Genomic DNA, 18637 nt, shown 5'->3' on the forward strand with positions numbered 1-18637 from the left:
GTTGTTCAAGGTCATGCTCTACGTAGTTGTCAGCCTACTGTCCCAACTAACCCCTGAGAAGAGGGCTCGCACTGCTGCGCAGGAAGAATCGTACTTGTTGTTCCCTAAGGAATTCGCGTCTTCAGAACCACGGATCGTTATGGAGCTGTCTAGGTGGATCTCGGCCTAGTAGCACTCCAACACCGCTGGAATATTACTGGTCTTTCAACACAAAACCGGCCCGGAATTAACCTATTGATTCCGGGCCGGCAAAGCAGCGTGTGGCTTAGGCGCGGGCGCGCCAGTCCGCCAGGAACTGTCCGATGCGTCCTACCGCGTCGGTCAAATCCCGCACATTGGGCAAGGTGACCAGACGGAAATGGTCTGGACGGACCCAATTGAAGGCGGTGCCCTGGGAAATCAGGATCTTCTGGGCCTTGAGCAGTTCCAACGCGAAGGTCTCGTCATTGTGGATCGGGTAGACCTCGGGGTCGAGCTTCGGGAACATGTACAGCGCGCCCTTGGCCTTTTGCACGCTCACGCCGGGAATGGCGGTCAGCAAGTTGTAGGCCGCGTCGCGCTGTTCGAGCAGGCGTCCGCCAGGCAGGATCAAGTCGTTGATCGACTGGTAGCCGCCCAAGGCGGTTTGGATTGCGTGCTGCGCCGGCACGTTGGCGCACAGTCGCATGTTGGTCAGCAGATTGATGCCTTCGATGTAATCCCCGGCTTGGTGCTTGGGCCCGGAGATCGCCATCCAGCCCGCACGGAAGCCGCACACGCGGTAGGCCTTGGACAGGCCGGAGAAGGTCAGGATCAGCACGTCATCTGCCAACGAAGCGGTATTGATGTGCACTGCATCGTCATAGAGGATCTTTTCGTAGATCTCGTCAGAGAACACGATCAACCCATGCTTGCGCGCCAGTTCGAGAATGCCCTCCAGGGTTTCCTTCGGGTACACCGCACCGGTGGGGTTATTCGGGTTGATGATCACGATGCCCTTGGTGCGATCGGTGATCTTCGCTTCCATATCTTCAAGATCTGGAAGCCACCCTTCTTCTTCGGTATTCAGGTAGTGCACCGGGGTGCCACCAGCCAGCGAAACCGATGCGGTCCACAGCGGGTAGTCGGGGGCTGGAATCAGGATCTCGTCGCCGTTGTTCAGCAGCGCGTTCAGCGAGAGAGTGATCAGCTCGGACACGCCATTGCCCAGGTAAACGTCATCCACGCCAATGGTCTGGATGCCACGGGTCTGGTAGTACTGGGAGACGGCGGTGCGTGCCGAGAGAATACCCCGGGAATCCGAGTAGCCCTGGGCATTAGGCAGGTTGCGAATCATGTCAACGAGCACCGCATCAGGCGCCTCGAAGCCGAACGGCGCGGGATTGCCGATGTTCAGCTTCAGGATGCGGTGTCCTTCGGACTCCATGCGCGTGGCATGCTCCAACAGCGGGCCACGGATATCGTAGAGGACATTGTGCAGTTTCGTTGATTGCTTGAATTCTGCCATGATTACACTTTCTCACGTCAGGTGCGATCCACACACCTTATTACTCGACCGCTATGGTCAGCGGCCGAAATCTTGGGAGCGCTGGCTAGGGCCTACTCTTCGATGATCCATTCCCAACGGGCGGCCGCTTGTTCCGGGCTCAGGCCGTCTTCTTGGCTGACCATCCGATTCAGGTCAACGAGCGACTGTTGCGAGAATTCACCGGTGATGCTGTCCAACTGCGCCCGAGCTTTGTCATCCACGTCGTCATCGGCCAGCAGCATGTAATTCTCCGCGTTGAAGAAGCTTGCGCTTCCGGGAATGCTGTAGAAGCCCTCATCCGAGATGACTGCGTTTCCGGCGCTCAGCACCACCGCGCTGTCCACCGAAGTGCGCAGCTTGCCTGCCAATTTCGCGGTCTGTTCTTCTACGACTTTTGGCTTCTCGCAGCCCGCATCCTTCAATGCAGTTTTCAAGGATTCGGAGCTGGCTTCATCGCTGATGATCGTCAGATCAGCGCAGGCAGCAATCAGGGTTTCTACGGAATCGACCTTGTGCAGGGTTGCCTGAGCTTGGCTCATGACCAGGATCTTGCCGGCATCAGCAGGGCTGAGCTCCAAAGCAGTCACTTTACCCTCAGCGTCATTGATGGCACTGCGCAGGCTTTGGGATTCCTCGGCGCTGAGCAGCTGGTCTTCGCCGGTGATAGCTGCCGGATCAGCAGCGAGGGACAGTGCTTTGGCCGCTTGGTCCAACGCCAGGTCGGCTTTTCCATCAACAACCTGCTGGTAGGGATTCGCCGCTGGCTCGTTCAGCGATGCCTTATAGCCTTCGGCTTTCAGGGCGTTGGCGTAGACATGAGCCAGGGCCTGGTCAGCCGGCTGGGTGCCGGCAGCAATCCGCAAGGTGATCTCCTTGCTCGGCTCTGTTGTTGGGGTTTCGTCTTCAGTGCACGCAGACAGGGTGAGCAGCAGTGCTGCGCTGAGCGTGCCGACGGTGATGGAATTTCGCAAGTTCATGTCCCTATTGATTCTAGGGCAGGTCGCCTGCGATCCGTTGCTACTTGCCGGGTGCGGTCAGTCGCAAAATGCTCTCGACGCGTTCAATGCAGTTCAGCTTGGCAATCTCCTCGCGCGTGAACCAGGCCGCCTGGCTGGTCGAGCCGTTGACTTCATGGCGCAATTCGCCACCGGTCAGCCTGGCGCGATAGGTGACGGCCACCGTTTGCATGGCGTGGCCTTCGCCCGAGTAGCGTTTCGAACCGGGAATAACTCCCGTGGTGACATCCAGGAGCTCCAATGCGTCTACGGCGTAGCCGGTCTCTTCATAGACCTCACGGCGGGCGCCTTCCTCGATAGGCTCCCCCAAGTCGATACCGCCACCTGGAAGGGACCAGCGCGGCGTGAAGCGCGGATCGCGATGACGCATATCCCAGAGCGTAAGCAGTACCTTTCCTTCGTGTTCCACCAAGCAATAGGCTGCCAGCCTGGTATCGAAGGATTCACCGGTGTGCTCAGAACGACGTGTCATATCCCCAATATATCCGTTTGTTCACCGATTATTTGTTCGTACGCGGACGGGATACTCCGATTTTTACCTCAAAGATCCCGCTGATGCCTTGCGAATATGATGAAATATTATTATGGCCCAGCAATCAGAGCTTTCATCAAACGTCGATCTGGACGAAATCGATCGAATCATCATCGACGAATTGGTCGCGAATGCGCGTATCTCCAACGCGACCCTCGCACAGCGTGCCGGCATCGCACCATCCACTGCGCTGCTGCGTACCCGTTCCCTGGTCGAACGCGGCATCCTCACCGGCTACCACGCCGAGGTGTCATTGGCAGCTGTCGGCCGTACCGTGCAGGCATTGATCTCGGTCAAGCTGCGGGCGCACGATCGCGAGAAAATCGATGCGTTCGTGGCACGCATTCCGCAGCTGCCTGAGGTCCTCTCCATGTTCCATGTATCCGGCGGCACCGACTACCTGCTGCATATCGCGGTTGGCTCCACCGATGCGCTGCGGGATTGGGTGCTGGATAACCTGGCGACCGATGAGTCGGTGGGCCATACCGAAACCACCTTGGTCTTCGCTCATCACCGCGGCAATCGCGGACCGCTGCCATTCGACGACATGATCAGCTGACAGCAATTCATAGACGTGTGGCCCGGACCTTGGGAAAAGGGTCCGGGCCACACGTCGTTGAGCTTGGATGTCCTATGCGCGACGGCGCTGCATGACCGCATCGAGGTTCAGCCGAGGCTTGGAAGCTGCGGAAACTGCCGGCGCGGCTTCTGGCGCCGGAGCAACGGCTTCCTTGTCTGCCGGAGCGCTCTCGGAACGCTTGGCAGCAACCGATGGAACTGCTGCGCGCTCTTCAGCTGATACCTCGGCAGCCAGGCGCTTGGCGTCCTCCGATGCCTTCAGGCTGATCTGCTTGCTCGGGCGCAACTGCTGCTGGACTGGAAGCGCAGGCTTGTGGGTACGATGTGCACCCTGCTCAGCTGCTTTTTCCGCAGTTTTGGCAATCCGCTCAGTGGCTTCCACATAGGTAGGCTTCGGGACACGCGTTGGCTCCCATGTCTCTGGCTGCTTCACGCCGCCGTGGCCGTGCGCCACGCGCAGCGCTTCGGCACGCAGCTCTTCAGCGGTAATTGCTGGAGCACGGCGGGAAGAACCTGGTCGGGCGTCAAAGACCTCGTCCTTTTCATGCTTGCGCGAGACGACCTGATTGGCGGCGTCGTCGAAGGCCGGGGTCTGCAGCGCCTTCTGCCGGGTGGCTTCGAGGTGCTCAAGCAGCTTGCGGTTGCGGTCGCGCACAGCCAGGCCGCGCAGGGTGGCGAAGGAAGCGACGGCAACCAGCGCGAACAAGCCGACGGCACCAAAGGTCAGGGCCGTGAACGGAGCCAGGATGAGACCGACAACGGTCGCGATGACTGCCAAGGCACCAACGAGTGCGACGGACAACCGGCCATAGCGCACACGAATCTTGAGTTTGGTCGCAGCACTTTCCTGCGGAGCGCTCTGTGACGTGCCAGCCATGTGGGTCCTCCATCACCGATTGATTCGGTCAAATCCTTGTGGAACCAAATATGGTTCCGTCAAATCAACACTATGCAACCTTGGGTGCGCGCTCACGCACATCCCTAGGCGTGTCCGCATGTTTTCGATCCGGTTCGCTCATATCAGAGCTTGATTGATCGAAATAGCACGGAATCCGGGTCAGTATTCGTAGATGCGTTCGAGCATCGGAGTTTTCAGCTCTTCGCGGGTCAACGCGAAGGTGCGGTGATCCCGCCACTGCCCGTCGATGTGCAGATAACCCACGCGCAGGCCCTCATCGCGGAAACCGAGCTTGTCCACAACGCGAAGGCTGGCGGCATTCTCCGGACGGATATTGATTTCCATGCGGTGCAGCTGCAACTGCTCGAAGCAGTGGTCGATGACCAAGGCGCAGGCTTCCGGCATCAGGCCGAACCCGGCATGATTGCGGTCAATCCAATAACCGATAGACGCTGTGCGTGCGGCCCCGTATTGCACGGAAGACACGGAAACCTGACCGATCAGTGGCGGGCGCCCCCTATGCAGCTGGGGAAGGGCCAGTGCCCAGGAGTATCCGCTTCCGTCAATTGCCGATTCGTCCCTTGCCCTGAGCATCTCCCGAAAGGTCATGGATTCCGGCGGGCCCAAGGGACTCGTGGGATCCCACGGCTTGAGCCATTTGGCATTGGCATAGCGCAGATTGATCCACTCGGCCTCATCCCGCGCGGTCAGCTGGCGCAGCAGAAGCCGTTCCGAGGCCAGATCCGGAACCAGGTGCTTTGCCCGACGAGAGATGAACATGTGCACATCGTATTACTTCGTCATGCCCGCAGCCGGCAACGGCACCAGCGGGCAGTGATTCATTGCGTACGCGTAAGCTGTAGGCATGAACCTCACCGCTGACCAGCATCCTGGATCCGACAAGAAGGCCGCACGTGCCGCCGTCCGCAGTTGGCGCAGGGCGCTTGATCCCATCCAGCGCGAGCAGCTCGGCCAGGATCTGGCCCGCACTGTGATCGGCTACCTGAGCCAAAGCACCGGAGTCGTCCAGAAGGTCGCGGCCTACTGCTCCGGTCCGGATGAACCGCCAACCGAGGCGTTGTTGGATGCACTGGTCAATGAGGGCATTGACGTCTATCTGCCGGTGTGCGAACCGGATTATGCGCTGTCATGGGTCGAGTACACCCCCGGCATGGAATTCGCGCCGAGCGCTTTGGCCCCGGTGATGGAACCTGTGGGCGAACGGATCGGCACGGAACTCTTCGACGAGATCAATACATTGATCATGCCAGCCCTTTCCATCGACGAGGACGGATTGCGCCTGGGCCAGGGCGGTGGCTATTACGATCGCTTCCTGCCGTTGATCGAAGACGCCCCGGTACGGGTAGCTGCGGTGGTGTACGAGCATGAGTATGTTCCACCCGGTGCTTTCCGGATCGACGAACATGACCAGCCGGTGGACTTGGTGTTCACGCCACAGCAGGTGCATCAGATCATCTGATTTACCCACAGCTCGCGGGCGGCGGGCCACGGTTTCCAGTGCTGGCGGGTTGCATGGGGATATGAGCTACTTCTCCAGGACCCAAGCCGCGCCCCGTCCTCCGGTGATTCCCAAGCCGAAAATCAGGCCGGTCCGTAATCGCAATGAGCTGTTGCGCCGCTATCGAAAGCCATTGGCCATTGCCTGCGCGTTGCTCGCCTTGGCAGGCATGCTCAATGTATTTTCTTCCGGGCAATTGGCCCAACGCGAGGTCGTAGTGGCGCTCAGCGACATTCCTGCCGGTTCCCGGATATCCGCCAACCAGCTGCAGGTGCAAACTGTGCGGCTCGACCCGCATGATGCCGAGGTCTTTGAAGGCATTGAGGCCGTAGCAGGGCAACGCGCGGCCGTGGCCCTGCGTGCAGGAACGGTGCTGCGCGACTATTCGCTGGTGGGACCGCAGCTTCTGCACGGATCACCGGAAGGTACCGTCGCAGTTCCGCTGCGTCTGAGCGACCCGGCCACGGTGACGCTGCTGCATCCAGGGCAATTGGTGGATATTGTATTAACCACCGGCGACGGTTTTGAGAAGGAAATCAGCTCGCAAACCATCGCCAAAGCGGTGCCGGTGCTCTGGGTTCCGGATAATGTCACTGGTTCTGAATTCGGCATGCTCAGCAGCGCTGCCCCGACCGGCGAGGGGATTGTCGTGGTTGCGGCGGCCAACAGCCTCTCGGATGATCTGGCAGGGGCGGTATCGCGCGGCAAGGTTTCAGCCGTCTTGGTGAATTAGGCGTTCAGCCCCAGTGCGGCGGCTTCTCGCGCTTCATCGTTTCAGCAAGATCTTCCTTGGAGTCGCCCCAATTTCGCGGGTCCTGGTCCTTGGCGAGCAAATCAGCCAGCGGATCGGTGGTGCGCTTCTTGGCTGCTGCCGCCATCGTGTTCTCGGGCGCACCGGCACCCTGCGGGCCCGCCAGCGCACGGTTGACGGATTCTGAATGGGGCACCGGTGTGTAGCTGCCGGTCAGTTCGACACGTGCAGCCAAATGCTGCGGCGGTGCCACAACGCGCGGCCGCTTGCGGCGGCCGCGCGTTGGTTCTTGCTCAGAAGTCATGGCTTCTTCGGTTCCGATTCATCGATCTTGCTGGTGGCTGGCACAGGTGCTGGGGTCACCGGCTTGCCTGCATCGTCCTTGGCAGGCGACTCGGTTCCAGCCTTGGCCTCGCTGTCAGCAACCGCTGCTTCCTGCTTGCTCTCTGCCGTGGGTTCCTGGCGCGTCTTGGTGGACTTCAGCAGTTTCGATTTTTCCTTCGGCGCCTCCGGCTCGGTGGTGACTTCACGGGCCGAGACTGGTCGTGCGGCGGCCATGCCGCTGCGGGCCGATGGCTGTTCAGCAGCCGTCGTCTTTTTCAGGCCCAGGGCATGGGCCAGGCGATCGGCGACAGCACCCGGGTCGGTGAAGACATCGATGGTCCACAGCGGAACATAACGCCAACCGTGCTTCTCGAAGAATTCCGGGCGCAGGCGGCTGCGCTCACGCACGGTCAGGCCCGCATAGTGCTCGGTGCCGTCGTAGACCACGGCCAGCGGGCGGATGCCGGTGTGCGCCGAGTCGTAGGCATGTGCCGACAAATCCAGCACGCCACGGTAGTCCTCGGAAACGATCGCACCGCATTCGCGCAAGCGGCGGGCAAGATCCGAGACCAATGGGTCGAAGCGCGGGTTGCGCATCGAGCTGACTCCGGAATCCCCGGCCTGCACGCGTCCGAACAGCTCGAAGAACTGGCGGGCTCCGCGGTAGACGCGGTTCAGGTCGACGTCTTCCGGCAGCAGACTGGAAACCAGGGTCATGCGGGTGCGCGATCGGGTCATCGCGGCGACGAACAGCTGCTCGCCGCCCTCGCGGGACAAGGCGCCGAATTCGTGCAGCGTCTTGCCGTGCGGGGTACGTCCGTAGCCCCAGGCGAAGATCACCGAATCCCGGCGCAGGCCGATCAGCCGGTCCATGGTGGTCACCACGAACGGTTCGCGCTTGGAGCGCAGGTGCTCCATCGCGTACTTGTGGTTTGGCAGCTGGACACGGATCGCTTCGGCGATGGCCGAGGCATGGCTGCGGTTCGAGGCAATGACCGCCAGCGATTCTCCGCCGTGGTTCTTGAAATGCTCGAAGACCAGATCCACTACCCGCGCCACTTCAGCGGCGGTGGTCTGCACGCCGTCTTCGCTGCTGGACAGCGATCCGGTGGCATCCGGGACATATTCGCCGCGCAGCAGCGACGAGTTGCCGGTGAGGTTCACCGCCATTGGCAGGCGCGAGAGCGCAGCGTCGTAGTAGGTGGTGGACAGCTGTTCCACCAGGCCTTCGTCGATTCCGCGGTACACGGTGGACAGCGAACCGGTGACCAGCACCTTGTTCAACGCTTCCAGCGCGGAACGGTCCACGCCCTGCTCGCGAACACGGGCGGTGGGGTCCACGGAGACTTCGAAGCGCTTCGGGCCACCGAGCATTTCATCGCCGATGGCAATGACCTGCTCGGAGCGGCGGATCGCATCCAGGACTTCCCGCAGGGTCAGGTAGTTGGCATCAAGCAGGATGACGGCATCGAACTTCGTGTCCTCCGGTAGGGCGCTGCCCAGCAGCAGCGGAGCCGAAACGATGACCGGGGTCAGCGAATTGGCCAGCGGCGCGCCAAGATCCAGCAGCCCTGCAATGCTCGGGGTTCCGCCCTTGAGCATCTCGCGCAGCGCGCGCGAGCCGGCACGGTGGTCAGCCAGCGCGGCCTTCCAGTTCCGGGCCAGCGCCCAGCGGATGCGCTGCGGTCCGGCGGCGATATGCGCACCGTCAGCCAGCCGGTAGTCCGCTTCGATCTTCTCCAGCTTGGATCCGTCGTTCATGGCAAGGAAGTCATCGCCTGAGATCATGGCGTCCAGCACTGACTGCCACCAGGCAAGTTCCAATTCGCTGTCTACCTGGTCGGCATCGATCTCGCGTTCGGCGAAGTCATCGAGCAAGTCGCCGAGACCGGCTTCGGCCAGCTGCTCGGAGATCAGCGTGCGTTCGGGCAGCTCTCCCAGGTCCTCGCGGCGTTCAACCAGCGAGGCGATCACCGAGAGCAGTTCCTTGATCGGCATTTCGCGCAGGCGCGAACCCAGGGAGGATGGCAGCATTTCGGCCAGCTTGTCGATGCGGGCACCGGCGTCATGGTAGCCGGCCTCGACATCCAGCAGTCCTCCCGGGACCTGGGGGTTGCGCTGGCTCGTGGCGATGGCACGCCACGCATCGCGCTGGACCGATACGGCTTGCAGCGCGGACTGCAGATCGGCGACGTGCATGCCTGGACGGACGTATTCCTTGGCGATCTTGCGCAGCCGGGAACGGACAATCGAGCCCATCTCGACACCGTGTTCACGGCGCCATGCGCTGGTTGCGGTGGCGGCGATCAAATCGTCGATATCGCCCTCGAAGATATCGGCTTCGAATTTGTCCAGCGAACCGCGGACGGCGACCAGCAGCTGCAGCTGGTCTCCCCACTTGTCGTAGCTTTCTTCCAGCCGGATCTGCGAACGCTCGGCAATCTGCAGCATGTGATCATGCAGGATCGGCAGGTCGCGGCCCAGCCCGCTGGCCAGGTTCAGGGCCTTCTCGGTGGCTTCGGTGTTGCGCAGCGGTGCACCGTGCCAAGGGCTGGTGGTGTGCACCTTGGAGAAGGCGCCGAGCTGGGCGGCGCGCTTGAGCTGCGCGGCGACATGTCCGCGCTGGCCCATGGAATCGAGCACCGAACGTTTCAGGCGCACGGTGGTGGATGGCGCTGGTTCCAGTGCGGAGAGGCGTGCCAGCTCCTGCATCGCCTGGTATGGCGAGCAGCCCCAGCGGCTGCGGACCGAGTGCAGCGACTTCACATGCTCGTGCAGCGCATGGCGGGCTTCGCGCAGGCGCGTGAACATGGAGCCCAGCTGCGGCTCGGCGGCGCGTTCATTGCGCAGGATCGCCTTGGTCAGCATGGCGCGCAGCGCTTCTGGATCCTCGTTCGGTTCCAGCAGCATGCTGCCGGCATCCAGCTGCTCGTTGAAACGAGTCACGAACTCTTCGGCAGCTGAACGCTGTTCGGCAACGACCAGCACACGCTTGCCCTGGGCTGCCAGCAACGCTGCGGCGTTCAAGGCGGTTTGGGTGGCACCGGTGCCGGCGGCGGCATTGATGGCCACCGATTCGCCGGCGGCGATGTAGTCGAGCATCTTGGACTGGGATTCATCGGCGTCCAGCAGGAACAGCTCGTCTTCCGGATCACGGTCATCAGAAGACTTGGCAATGGTAGTGGTGCCGGTGTGGACCTTGCGGGCCGACGATTCCTCGGAGACTGCGCCCTGCTTCCGCGAGCGCGCGCTTTCCTTGAGGATGTTCTTCACGCGGCTCAGCCTCGAACCGGAGCCTTCATTGCCCTTGGCCTCGGCAGCCTGGGCGGCAGCCTGCTCATCCTGCTTCTTTGCAGCAGGATCCTCGGTGGCGTCCTCGGGCTTCGATGCTTCGGCCTTCGAATCCTCGGGCTTGGCGGCGCCCGGCTTGGAAGCCACCAGGTTGGCCAGCGCCTCCGAGGTCTTGCTGCTTTGGCTGTTCCCTGCCTGCTTTTCCACGGTGTCATAACGAATCAGGGCCTCGATGACCGGGTGGGAGCCGTTGAGCTTGGCCGGGTCTGCCGGGTCCATCAGTTCGGAGAAGGTGGAGAGCAACAGGCGGTGGCCCACGACTACGCCGGGGACCTCGGCCATCTGGTGGCGCAGGGCATCCATGCCCCGGACCGGATCAAAGCGGGCGATGGAATAGGCGGCGGCGTCAACGGCGTCGACGTCGACCTTGGCGTTGTGGTCGGCTTCGAACTGGCGCACGAAGGCCGGGGACACGGTTGCGCGCCCGACGAGCTGCAGGTCGTAGTCGTCGGCATCCACGTGCTTGGTCAGCGTGATGCGTCCGAGCATGATGGGGGCGGAAACCGGCTCGCTCTTGCCATCATGGACGGCACGCCAGTTGGCGACACCGGCGGCCAGGTAGCCGACGTCGATGCCGCGTTCTTCCCACAGTTCGCTGATCTTGGCCGACAGCGCACGGGCGGTGCGGCGCGCAGTGGCGTACTGGTCCGCATCATGCAGCAGGGTGGACAGGCGGGTGCGCCGTCCGGCAAGGAACTGGGCCAAACCCGATGGATTGGCATGGGTTATGTCGATGCTATTGGAGGTCGACGGAGCAAACCGCAATGTCGTATCCGCCCCGGCACTCTGCCCCAGCGATTTGACCCAGGCAGCTACACGCTCGGCGGCAGCATTCTGTCCACTAGTCACGACAGTCATTCCCTTCACTGAACCGACCACATTCGGGCGCAACACAGATGCAGATACGCCTCTTTCTAACGTAGTGCACCGACCGTGCAGAACCGGTGCGCGAAACACGTTTTAACCGCGGGATGCGCAAGCTCATGCTCGCGGTGTTCGCTTATGGGCCTCGCTAAGCAAACTGCGGATATTGGATGCGCGATTTCATGAAGCCGTGGCGTGTGGCCCGCGCTCTCGTGCACGATCCCCTGCCCATGGGCCATGATGCGCTTGCGGCCACCTTCCACCTGCGACGTCCGCTTCGCGACGCTGCTTTGACACTCAAGAGGGTCCCGCGCGCCAGAACACAAAAAATCCCCTGCCTGTTGCCGCAAGCGCGGCAGCAGGCAGGGGAATTCCAGGCTACGGGATTACTCCCACTCGATGGTTCCTGGTGGCTTGGAGGTGACGTCCAGCACCACGCGGTTCACCCCATCGACCTCATTGGTGATGCGGTTGGAGATCTTCGAGAGCAGATCGTATGGCAGGTGCGACCAGTCGGCAGTCATGGCGTCCTCGGAGGATACCGGACGCAGCACGATCGGGTGGCCGTAGGTGCGGTGATCGCCCTGCACGCCTACCGAGCGCACGTCGGCGAGCAGCACTACCGGCATCTGCCAGACCTCGTCGTCCAAGCCTGCGGCGGTCAGCTCGGCGCGGGCAATCGCGTCGGCCTTGCGCAGGATGGTCAGGCGCTCCTCGTTGACCGCACCGATGATGCGGATGCCCAGGCCCGGGCCGGGGAACGGCTGGCGGCCAACGATTTCCTCAGGCAAGCCCAGCTCGCGGCCCACGGCGCGCACTTCGTCCTTGAACAGGGTGCGCAGCGGCTCGACGAGTTCGAACTGCAGATCCTCTGGCAGGCCGCCCACGTTGTGGTGGCTCTTGATGTTGGAGGTGCCTTCGCCGCCGCCGGACTCGACGATGTCCGGGTACAGGGTGCCCTGGACCAGGAACTTCACCGGCTCGCCCTCGGAAGCGGCCTCGGCGATGATCGCAGCTTCGGCTGCTTCGAACGCGCGAATGAATTCGCGGCCGATGATCTTGCGCTTGGTCTCCGGGTCGGTGACACCGTCCAGAGCGGTCAGGAAGCGCTCGCGCTCGTCGGCAATGTACAGCTTGGCGCCGGTGGAAGCGACGAAGTCCTTCTCAACCTGCTCGGCTTCGCCTTCGCGCAGCAGGCCGTGGTTCACGAACACGCAGGTGAGCTGGTCGCCGATGGCGCGCTGCACCAGGGCAGCTGCCACAGCGGAGTCCACGCCGCCGGACAGGCCGCAGATGGCCTTGCCGGTGCCGACCTGGGCGCGGATGCGCTCGATCTGCTCGTCAGCGATGTTGTCGGCGGTCCAGTCGCCCTTCAGGCCGGCACCGTTGTACAGGAAGTTCTCCAGGACGTCCTGGCCGTACTCGCAGTGCTTCACCTCCGGGTGCCACTGCACGCCGTACAGGCGCTTGGCTTCGTTGGCGAACGCCGCCACTGGAGCACCAGCGGTGGTGGCCAGGACCTCGAAGCCTTCCGGCGCCTGGGAGACGGCGTCGCCGTGGCTCATCCAGACGGTAGGGGCCTGTGCGGCGCCTGCCAGGATGGAGCGGGCTTCGCCCTCGAAGGTGGTTGCGGTGCGGCCGTACTCGCGCAGGCCGGTCTCGGCCACGGTGCCGCCCAGGGCGTTGGCCATGGCCTGGAAGCCGTAGCAGATGCCTAGGACCGGTACGCCGGCCTCGAACAGGTCGGCCCCTACGGATGGGGCGCCATCGGCATAGACGCTGGAAGGACCACCGGAAAGGATGATCGCAGCAGGGTTCTTGGCCAGGATGGCTTCGGTGGACAGGGTGTGCGGAACGATCTCCGAGTACACACGGGCCTCGCGTACGCGGCGAGCGATAAGCTGCGCGTATTGGGCCCCGTAGTCGACGACCAGAACCGGCTTATGTTCTGGGTTGAGGGGAGCAGTAGTCACCGTTACAGTCTACGCGGTTCACTGCGCGCGAAACAGCCAAGGTGATGTCATCAGCGTCACCAAGTGCATTTTTGGCAAAAGCAAGGGCGGATCGATTCATCTTGGATGAACCGATCCGCCCTTGCAATGCAATGCGCTGCTGTGTCAGTAGCGCTTGGCCGCCTTCGGATGGGCCGCCAGCTCGCGATCAACTTCAGCGTGCACCTTGGCTTCGGTCCAGAAGGACAGGAACGGAACCACGCCGCCAAGCGCAATCGTAATGAAGCGCATGAACGGCCAGCGCATTAGCGACCACAGGCGGAAGTCTGCAAACAGGTACACCACGTAGAGCCAGCCGTGCGCAATCAGGATGCCCAGCGAGAGGTTCAGTCCCCCAGCTACCTCGGCGCGGTTGTACATGCCGATGGCGTTGGCGGTGCCATCCACCAGGGTGCCGCCCACGAACAGTTCCAAGGACCAGAAGTACTTGAAAATCATTTCCAGCACGAGCAGCAGCAGCATCACGCCGGTGACGTAGGCGAAGACCTTGTAGAAGTTCGCGGCTGCACGGATCTGCTTAGGTGTGCCGCCGAATTTCCGGGGCTTCGGTGCCGGGGTGGTGCTGGACATCGTTGGTGGTTCCTTCCGATTTCGGTAAGAAGTGCGGTGTGCGTGAAATGCTATTCGTTGCTGTTGTCAGCCTGGGTGGCATTGCCACCCTTGTGATGTGCTTCGGCGGCGCGCTCAGCAATCTCGTCAAGGTCTCGCTGGTAGTCATCGCGCACCATGCGGTACCAGAGGAAGATGGCGAAGCCTGCGAAGAGGACCCATTCCAGGCCATAGAAGACGTTCAGCCAGTTGATCTGGCCTTCTTGGGGCTGCGGGCCGACATAGACGAGCTCCAGGCCCGCCTGCGTTGCGGCCTCGCCCTTGGCCGTGGCGATTTCGTGGGCCGAGACGAATCCTTCATAGAGGATCGAATCCCAGATGTTCGCCAGCTGCGCCGAGGCGACCGTAGGCAGCGTCGGGCTGCGCAGGTCCACGCGGAATTCCGGGCCTTCGCTTGGCAGCAGGCGGCCGGTGATCTCCAGTTCGCCCTCCGGTGCCGGTGCAGGCTTGGTTGCTTCAGGCTGCCAGCCGCGTACCACGGCGATGCCGGCGTCCTTGTCCGCGCCCTCGACCTTGAACTCGGTGACCACCCAGACACCGCGCTGTTCCCCATTGAGCCGCGGCGAAATCAGCTGATCGGTGCCGGGGACGAATTCGCCCTCCATGGTGATGATCTGGTCTGCCTTGATGCCCAGCAGTTCCTTGCCGACTTCCTGATGCTCGATCAGCGCAACCGGCTTCTCGGTCTTGTCGATCTTGACCGGCGGCTCGGTTTCGGAGGCGCCAAACTGCCATCCGGAGAGCAGGACGAATCCGGTGGCGATCGCTAGCGCGGCAAGCAGGGCGGCGATCCATTTGGGCTTCAGAGCGGTTTTAAGCACACTCTAACGGTACTTCTATTTGGCGTAGAACTCGAAATGCAAGGGCGTGAGATTAGCCCTGTTGCCTTATTTTCTGCCTATGGAACCAACTCGCTTATCCATTCGTTGAGACCCAGCGTGCACATGGCACTGGCCCCGCCCTTCAGCAGAAGAACGGGGCCAGATCGAGATCCGCTAGAAGCGATCCGATTCGTACGGGGAAAGCACGACATCGACGCGCTGGAATTCCTTCAGCGTCGAGTAGCCGGTGGTGGCCATCGAGCGGCGCAGCGCGCCAACCAGATTCGAGGTGCCGTTGGTCTCATGCGATGGGCCGTGCAGTACCTTCTCCAGCGAGCCGACGGTACCGACCTTGGCGCGGTCGCCGCGTGGGCTGGCCTCGTGAACAGCTTCCATGCCCCAGTGGTAGCCAGCGCCTGGCGCTTCATCGGCGCGGGCCAGCGCGGTACCAAGCATCACTGCGTCGGCGCCCATGGCGATGGCCTTGACGATGTCGCCGGAGTTGCCCATGCCGCCGTCGGCGATGACATGGACGTAGCGTCCGCCGGACTCTTCGATGTAGTCGCGGCGTGCAGCTGCCACGTCGGCAATTGCTGTAGCCATCGGGGCATGGATGCCCAGGGTGCGGCGGGTGGTCGAGGATGCGCCGCCACCGAAGCCGACCAGCACGCCTGCTGCGCCGGTGCGCATCAGGTGCATGGCCGGGGTGTAGCCAGCTGCGCCGCCGACGATCACTGGGACGTCGAGTTCATAGATGAACTGCTTCAGGTTCAGCGGTTCGGTGGTCTTCGAGACGTGCTCGGCCGAGACTGTCGTGCCGCGGATGACAAAGATGTCAACGCCAGCGGCGACCACGGTTTTGTAGTGCTCTTGGGTGCGCTGCGGAGTCAGCGAGCCGGCAACAACAACACCCGAGTCGCGGATCTCGGAGATGCGCGAGGTGATCAGCTCTGGCTGGATTGGAGCCGCATACAGTTCCTGCAGCTTGGCGGTGATCTTGGGGTCGTTGCGGGTAGCCGCCTCGGATTCCAGGCCGGCGATTTCAGCCAGCACTGCTTCCGGATTCTCGTAGCGGGTCCACAGGCCCTCGAGGTTCAGCACGCCCAGGCCGCCGAGCTTGCCCAGTGCAATGGCGGTCGCCGGGGAGGTCACCGAATCCATTGGCGCGCCCAGGATAGGGGTGTCGAACTGGAAGGCGTCGATCTGCCAGGACACCGATACGTCCTTCGGATCACGGGTACGGCGATTCGGTACGATCGCTACGTCGTCCAGGGAATATGCCTTAGTTGCCCGCTTGCCGCGGCCGATCTCAATCTCGTTACTCACCTAACTAGGTTACCAAGATTCCGGGATAATCCCGCTTTTGGCAGTGCGCTGGCCATAGATGATGCGGCGTCGGCAGCTTCGAGGCATCCGGCGGCTGGATGCGCACCGGGACAACAATGCCCCGGCAACCGGTGAGCAATATCACCGGATGCCGGGGCGAATGTTGAGCCAGATTTACTTCGCCGTCTTGGCTGCCAGCTGCTTTGCTGTTGCGGCCAAGGCGGTCGCGGCCTGCTCCTCGGCTTCGGCAATCCGCTCTATCGCGTCTGCCAGTAACGCGAAGTGCTCTGCGCGCTGTGAGAATTCGATCTCTGGATCGATCAGATCAGCGAATTCGTCCCACTGCGCAGACAACTGCTGATACGCATCCACGTGCGCTGCCAGCGCCGAGAGACCCGGAAGTTCGGCTGCTTCGGCAAGGAAGTCGGAGTATAGCCCGCGCAATGCGCCTTCACCGCTGAAGCGCGTATCAGAGAAGAACCCGGCCAGCTGGTCCAGGCCATTGGCCAGCGCTTGCTGGCTTGCGAAGATCTGGGACCAGCCGGTCTTGGACTCGGAATCGCGCAGTCGCGTGGCCAAGGTGCGCATTCCGGTAATGCCGAAATTCTTGGCGAAGTGCACCGGGACCCCGGACAGCTCGCTGGTGCCCAGCAAGCGAGCGGTGGTTTCCTCGATAGCCTCCACAGCGTTGGCGGCCAGGGTTTCGGTCTTCGGCGAGCGCGAGGACGGGATCCACGCCTGCCAGTGCTTTTCCTTCTTGCGCATCGCACGGGCGATGGCCAACTCCTTGGGGCTGATCAGGTTCAGGGCACCGGATCCGTCATCGACCAGCAGGTCTTTCTTGTGCTCGCCAACCACGGCGAGGTCCAGGGTCTCGGCTTCATCCACCGTGGTGCCGTCGATCCATGGCAGCGCGCTGATTGCCACGCGAACCACGACGGCGCGGCCTGCGTCCAGGGCGGCGTCCATGTATTCGGCGGCGCGTTCAGCTGAGCCGGTGGTGCGTTCGGTGACCGTGGCACCGCAGCGGGCCAGCAGGTTCTGGGTGTACGGCTCCGGGTTGTGCCGGGTCACCAGGGTTACTGCGGTTTCTTCGCCGCCTTCGTGGGTGAAGGCCATGAAGCCAATGCCGCCAGCAAGACCGGCGAGCAGCGCCTGGCTCAGCGGTTGGCCGGTGCGCATGTTGGTGACGCCTGCTTGAACCAGCACGCGGTGCCACAGCGCGGCATCGTATTGGATGACATCTTCTGGGGCCGGGTATTCAGGCAACTCGTCAGCTGGCGAAGCTGCCGGAGCTTCCTTGTCCTTCTTGGCTTGCGCCTTGGCCTTCTCGCGTGCTTCCTTGGCGTAGTCGCGTGCGGCCGCGGCGCGGGCTGCCCGCGGGCTTTCAGGCTTGCCGGCCAGGATGTTCTTGCGCGCGGTCGTGTAGCTCTCCCCCGTGCGCTCCATTCGCTGGCGAGTTTGCTTCTTCAGATTGGCTGGCTGGCCCAAATTGATGTCCTTCGTTGACGTTCGCTCACTTGCGGGTGGTTCCCGCGCACCGAGAGGTATTGCCGAGCTTTCATTCTACGTGGGGTCGCTGGTACTGGATGCCTTGTGCACTGTGCTTCTGGACAAGTCAGTCCCACGCATGAGTCCACTAGATCGCGATGAGGCGTCTTTGTCCCTGTGTTCCCTTAGACTGACGTCTAGCATCACTCCCCTCGTCTTCAGAAAGATAACCGTGCGCAAATCGCTGACCTGTTTGCCTCTGCTTGCCATCGCAGCTCTGGCTTTGGCATCTTGCACTTCTACCGGATTTGAGCAGGTCCGGGCCTCCACAACTGCAGTCGAGCCTGCTCCTTGGCAACAGGAAACATCCGAACTGCCAGCACTTGCAGAACCGTCGGCTTCGAAAGCCCCCGAGGACTATTCGGACAAAGAGCTGCAGGACTGGGCCGATGAAAAGATGCAGCAATGGATGGACGAAATCAATGAGGGCTGGGAGGACGTTGTCATGGACATCGATGAACCGGCGGATTTCCTGAAGTGGTACCCAACGGATCCACATGGGCATATGCTTCCCTTTGAAGCGCCCGAATACGGTGAATCGCTGATTACCCTTGAACCCTATGAGTGGGAAGTCGACGCCCGGTCCGATTTGGCCTATGTAGGCAGCAACACGATGCTTCGGGTCGGAGAACAGGACAAGAACCTTCGCTCTGTCACAGTGGTTACACAAGATGGAGAATTCGAGTACGTGGCAACTCGTGAAGATTGGCCTCCATTCGAAAGCTGAAGACGAACCCCATCGGCCACCAGACCTCTAGGAAACACGATCATCCCTAGCCTGATTCGTTTCTGAACGTATTGCCTGCGGCGTTGCGCCGGTGGGCACCTCGGCTCGTGCCCCGCTGCGAACCGTATTGCTCCTGGCATTGGGCAACCGACCTCCTAGCTGCCACTGTTACGCTGGGCTGTTGACGTGAGAACCCCGGCGAAAGTTGCAACGAAAAACCCCACCAAGCAGAACTCTTTGCTTGGTGGGG

Annotated in this window: 16 protein-coding genes; 4 read left to right on the forward strand and 12 right to left on the reverse strand. The window is 62.1% G+C overall.

What is annotated here, in order from left to right; genetic code table 11:
• Positions 1-265: 265 nt before the first annotated feature.
• From ACLQ8T_RS11335 to ACLQ8T_RS11345, 3 genes are all read right to left on the reverse strand, one after another.
• Positions 266-1486, reverse strand: a complete 1221-nt coding sequence (locus ACLQ8T_RS11335; RefSeq protein WP_413454689.1) for a pyridoxal phosphate-dependent aminotransferase — start codon at positions 1484-1486, stop codon at positions 266-268.
• A 92-nt stretch (positions 1487-1578) separates the two neighbouring features.
• Complete coding sequence (locus tag ACLQ8T_RS11340) at positions 1579-2484, reverse strand: glycine betaine ABC transporter substrate-binding protein (RefSeq protein ID WP_190263809.1); 906 nt, start codon at positions 2482-2484, stop codon at positions 1579-1581.
• Positions 2485-2524: 40 nt separating this feature from the next.
• Entirely contained in the window at positions 2525-2995 is a 471-nt protein-coding gene (locus tag ACLQ8T_RS11345; RefSeq protein ID WP_038990672.1) for an NUDIX hydrolase, read from the reverse strand.
• A 112-nt stretch (positions 2996-3107) separates the two neighbouring features.
• Between ACLQ8T_RS11345 and ACLQ8T_RS11350 the strand changes: the two genes are divergently transcribed.
• Positions 3108-3614, forward strand: coding sequence for an Lrp/AsnC family transcriptional regulator (locus tag ACLQ8T_RS11350; protein WP_038990673.1), 507 nt, complete (start codon positions 3108-3110; stop codon positions 3612-3614).
• Between the two features lie 72 nt (positions 3615-3686).
• Here the strand turns inward: ACLQ8T_RS11350 and ACLQ8T_RS11355 are convergent, their stop codons facing one another.
• Positions 3687-4511 carry a hypothetical protein gene (locus tag ACLQ8T_RS11355; RefSeq protein ID WP_413454690.1) on the reverse strand — a complete coding sequence of 275 codons (825 nt, stop codon included), beginning with the start codon at positions 4509-4511 and terminating at the stop codon, positions 3687-3689.
• A gap of 180 nt (positions 4512-4691) precedes the next feature.
• The gene (locus ACLQ8T_RS11360) at positions 4692-5312 is read right to left on the reverse strand and encodes a GNAT family N-acetyltransferase (protein ID WP_413454691.1); all 621 of its coding nucleotides are present in this window, start codon (positions 5310-5312) and stop codon (positions 4692-4694) included.
• An 85-nt stretch (positions 5313-5397) separates the two neighbouring features.
• Here ACLQ8T_RS11360 and ACLQ8T_RS11365 point away from each other — a divergent pair, with 85 nt between their 5' ends.
• Both ACLQ8T_RS11365 and ACLQ8T_RS11370 read left to right on the forward strand, forming a co-directional pair.
• On the forward strand, positions 5398-6012 hold the full coding sequence (locus ACLQ8T_RS11365) for a 5-formyltetrahydrofolate cyclo-ligase (protein ID WP_038990677.1): 615 nt from the start codon (positions 5398-5400) through the stop codon (positions 6010-6012).
• Positions 6013-6073: 61 nt separating this feature from the next.
• On the forward strand, positions 6074-6784 hold the full coding sequence (locus tag ACLQ8T_RS11370) for an RcpC/CpaB family pilus assembly protein (RefSeq protein WP_413454692.1): 711 nt from the start codon (positions 6074-6076) through the stop codon (positions 6782-6784).
• A 4-nt stretch (positions 6785-6788) separates the two neighbouring features.
• Here ACLQ8T_RS11370 and ACLQ8T_RS11375 read toward each other — a convergent pair whose 3' ends face one another.
• The 7 genes from ACLQ8T_RS11375 to ACLQ8T_RS11405 form a co-directional block, all read right to left on the reverse strand.
• The gene (locus tag ACLQ8T_RS11375) at positions 6789-7106 is read right to left on the reverse strand and encodes a hypothetical protein (RefSeq protein ID WP_038990678.1); all 318 of its coding nucleotides are present in this window, start codon (positions 7104-7106) and stop codon (positions 6789-6791) included.
• Positions 7103-11335 carry a DNA helicase gene (locus tag ACLQ8T_RS11380; protein ID WP_413456404.1) on the reverse strand — a complete coding sequence of 1411 codons (4233 nt, stop codon included), beginning with the start codon at positions 11333-11335 and terminating at the stop codon, positions 7103-7105. The genes ACLQ8T_RS11375 and ACLQ8T_RS11380 overlap by 4 nt, the downstream gene beginning before the upstream one ends.
• 392 nt (positions 11336-11727) lie before the next feature.
• The gene (gene guaA, locus ACLQ8T_RS11385; protein WP_038990680.1) at positions 11728-13314 is read right to left on the reverse strand and encodes a glutamine-hydrolyzing GMP synthase; all 1587 of its coding nucleotides are present in this window, start codon (positions 13312-13314) and stop codon (positions 11728-11730) included.
• 144 nt (positions 13315-13458) lie between these two features.
• Complete coding sequence (locus tag ACLQ8T_RS11390) at positions 13459-13923, reverse strand: DUF3817 domain-containing protein (RefSeq protein ID WP_038990681.1); 465 nt, start codon at positions 13921-13923, stop codon at positions 13459-13461.
• Positions 13924-13973: 50 nt separating this feature from the next.
• Complete coding sequence (locus tag ACLQ8T_RS11395) at positions 13974-14783, reverse strand: SURF1 family cytochrome oxidase biogenesis protein (RefSeq protein WP_413454693.1); 810 nt, start codon at positions 14781-14783, stop codon at positions 13974-13976.
• Between the two features lie 174 nt (positions 14784-14957).
• Positions 14958-16109, reverse strand: a complete 1152-nt coding sequence (locus ACLQ8T_RS11400; protein ID WP_066140656.1) for a GuaB3 family IMP dehydrogenase-related protein — start codon at positions 16107-16109, stop codon at positions 14958-14960.
• A 174-nt stretch (positions 16110-16283) separates the two neighbouring features.
• A complete protein-coding gene (locus tag ACLQ8T_RS11405) occupies positions 16284-17600 on the reverse strand; it encodes a BtrH N-terminal domain-containing protein (RefSeq protein WP_204722589.1) in 1317 nt (438 codons plus the stop codon).
• 232 nt (positions 17601-17832) lie between these two features.
• Between ACLQ8T_RS11405 and ACLQ8T_RS11410 the strand changes: the two genes are divergently transcribed.
• Entirely contained in the window at positions 17833-18387 is a 555-nt protein-coding gene (locus tag ACLQ8T_RS11410) for a hypothetical protein (protein ID WP_413454694.1), read from the forward strand.
• The last annotated feature ends 250 nt before the right edge of the window (positions 18388-18637 follow it).

Source organism: Glutamicibacter sp. FR1 (genome assembly GCF_047300825.1).
In the GTDB taxonomy this organism is placed as follows: Bacteria; Actinomycetota; Actinomycetes; order Actinomycetales; family Micrococcaceae; genus Glutamicibacter; species Glutamicibacter nicotianae.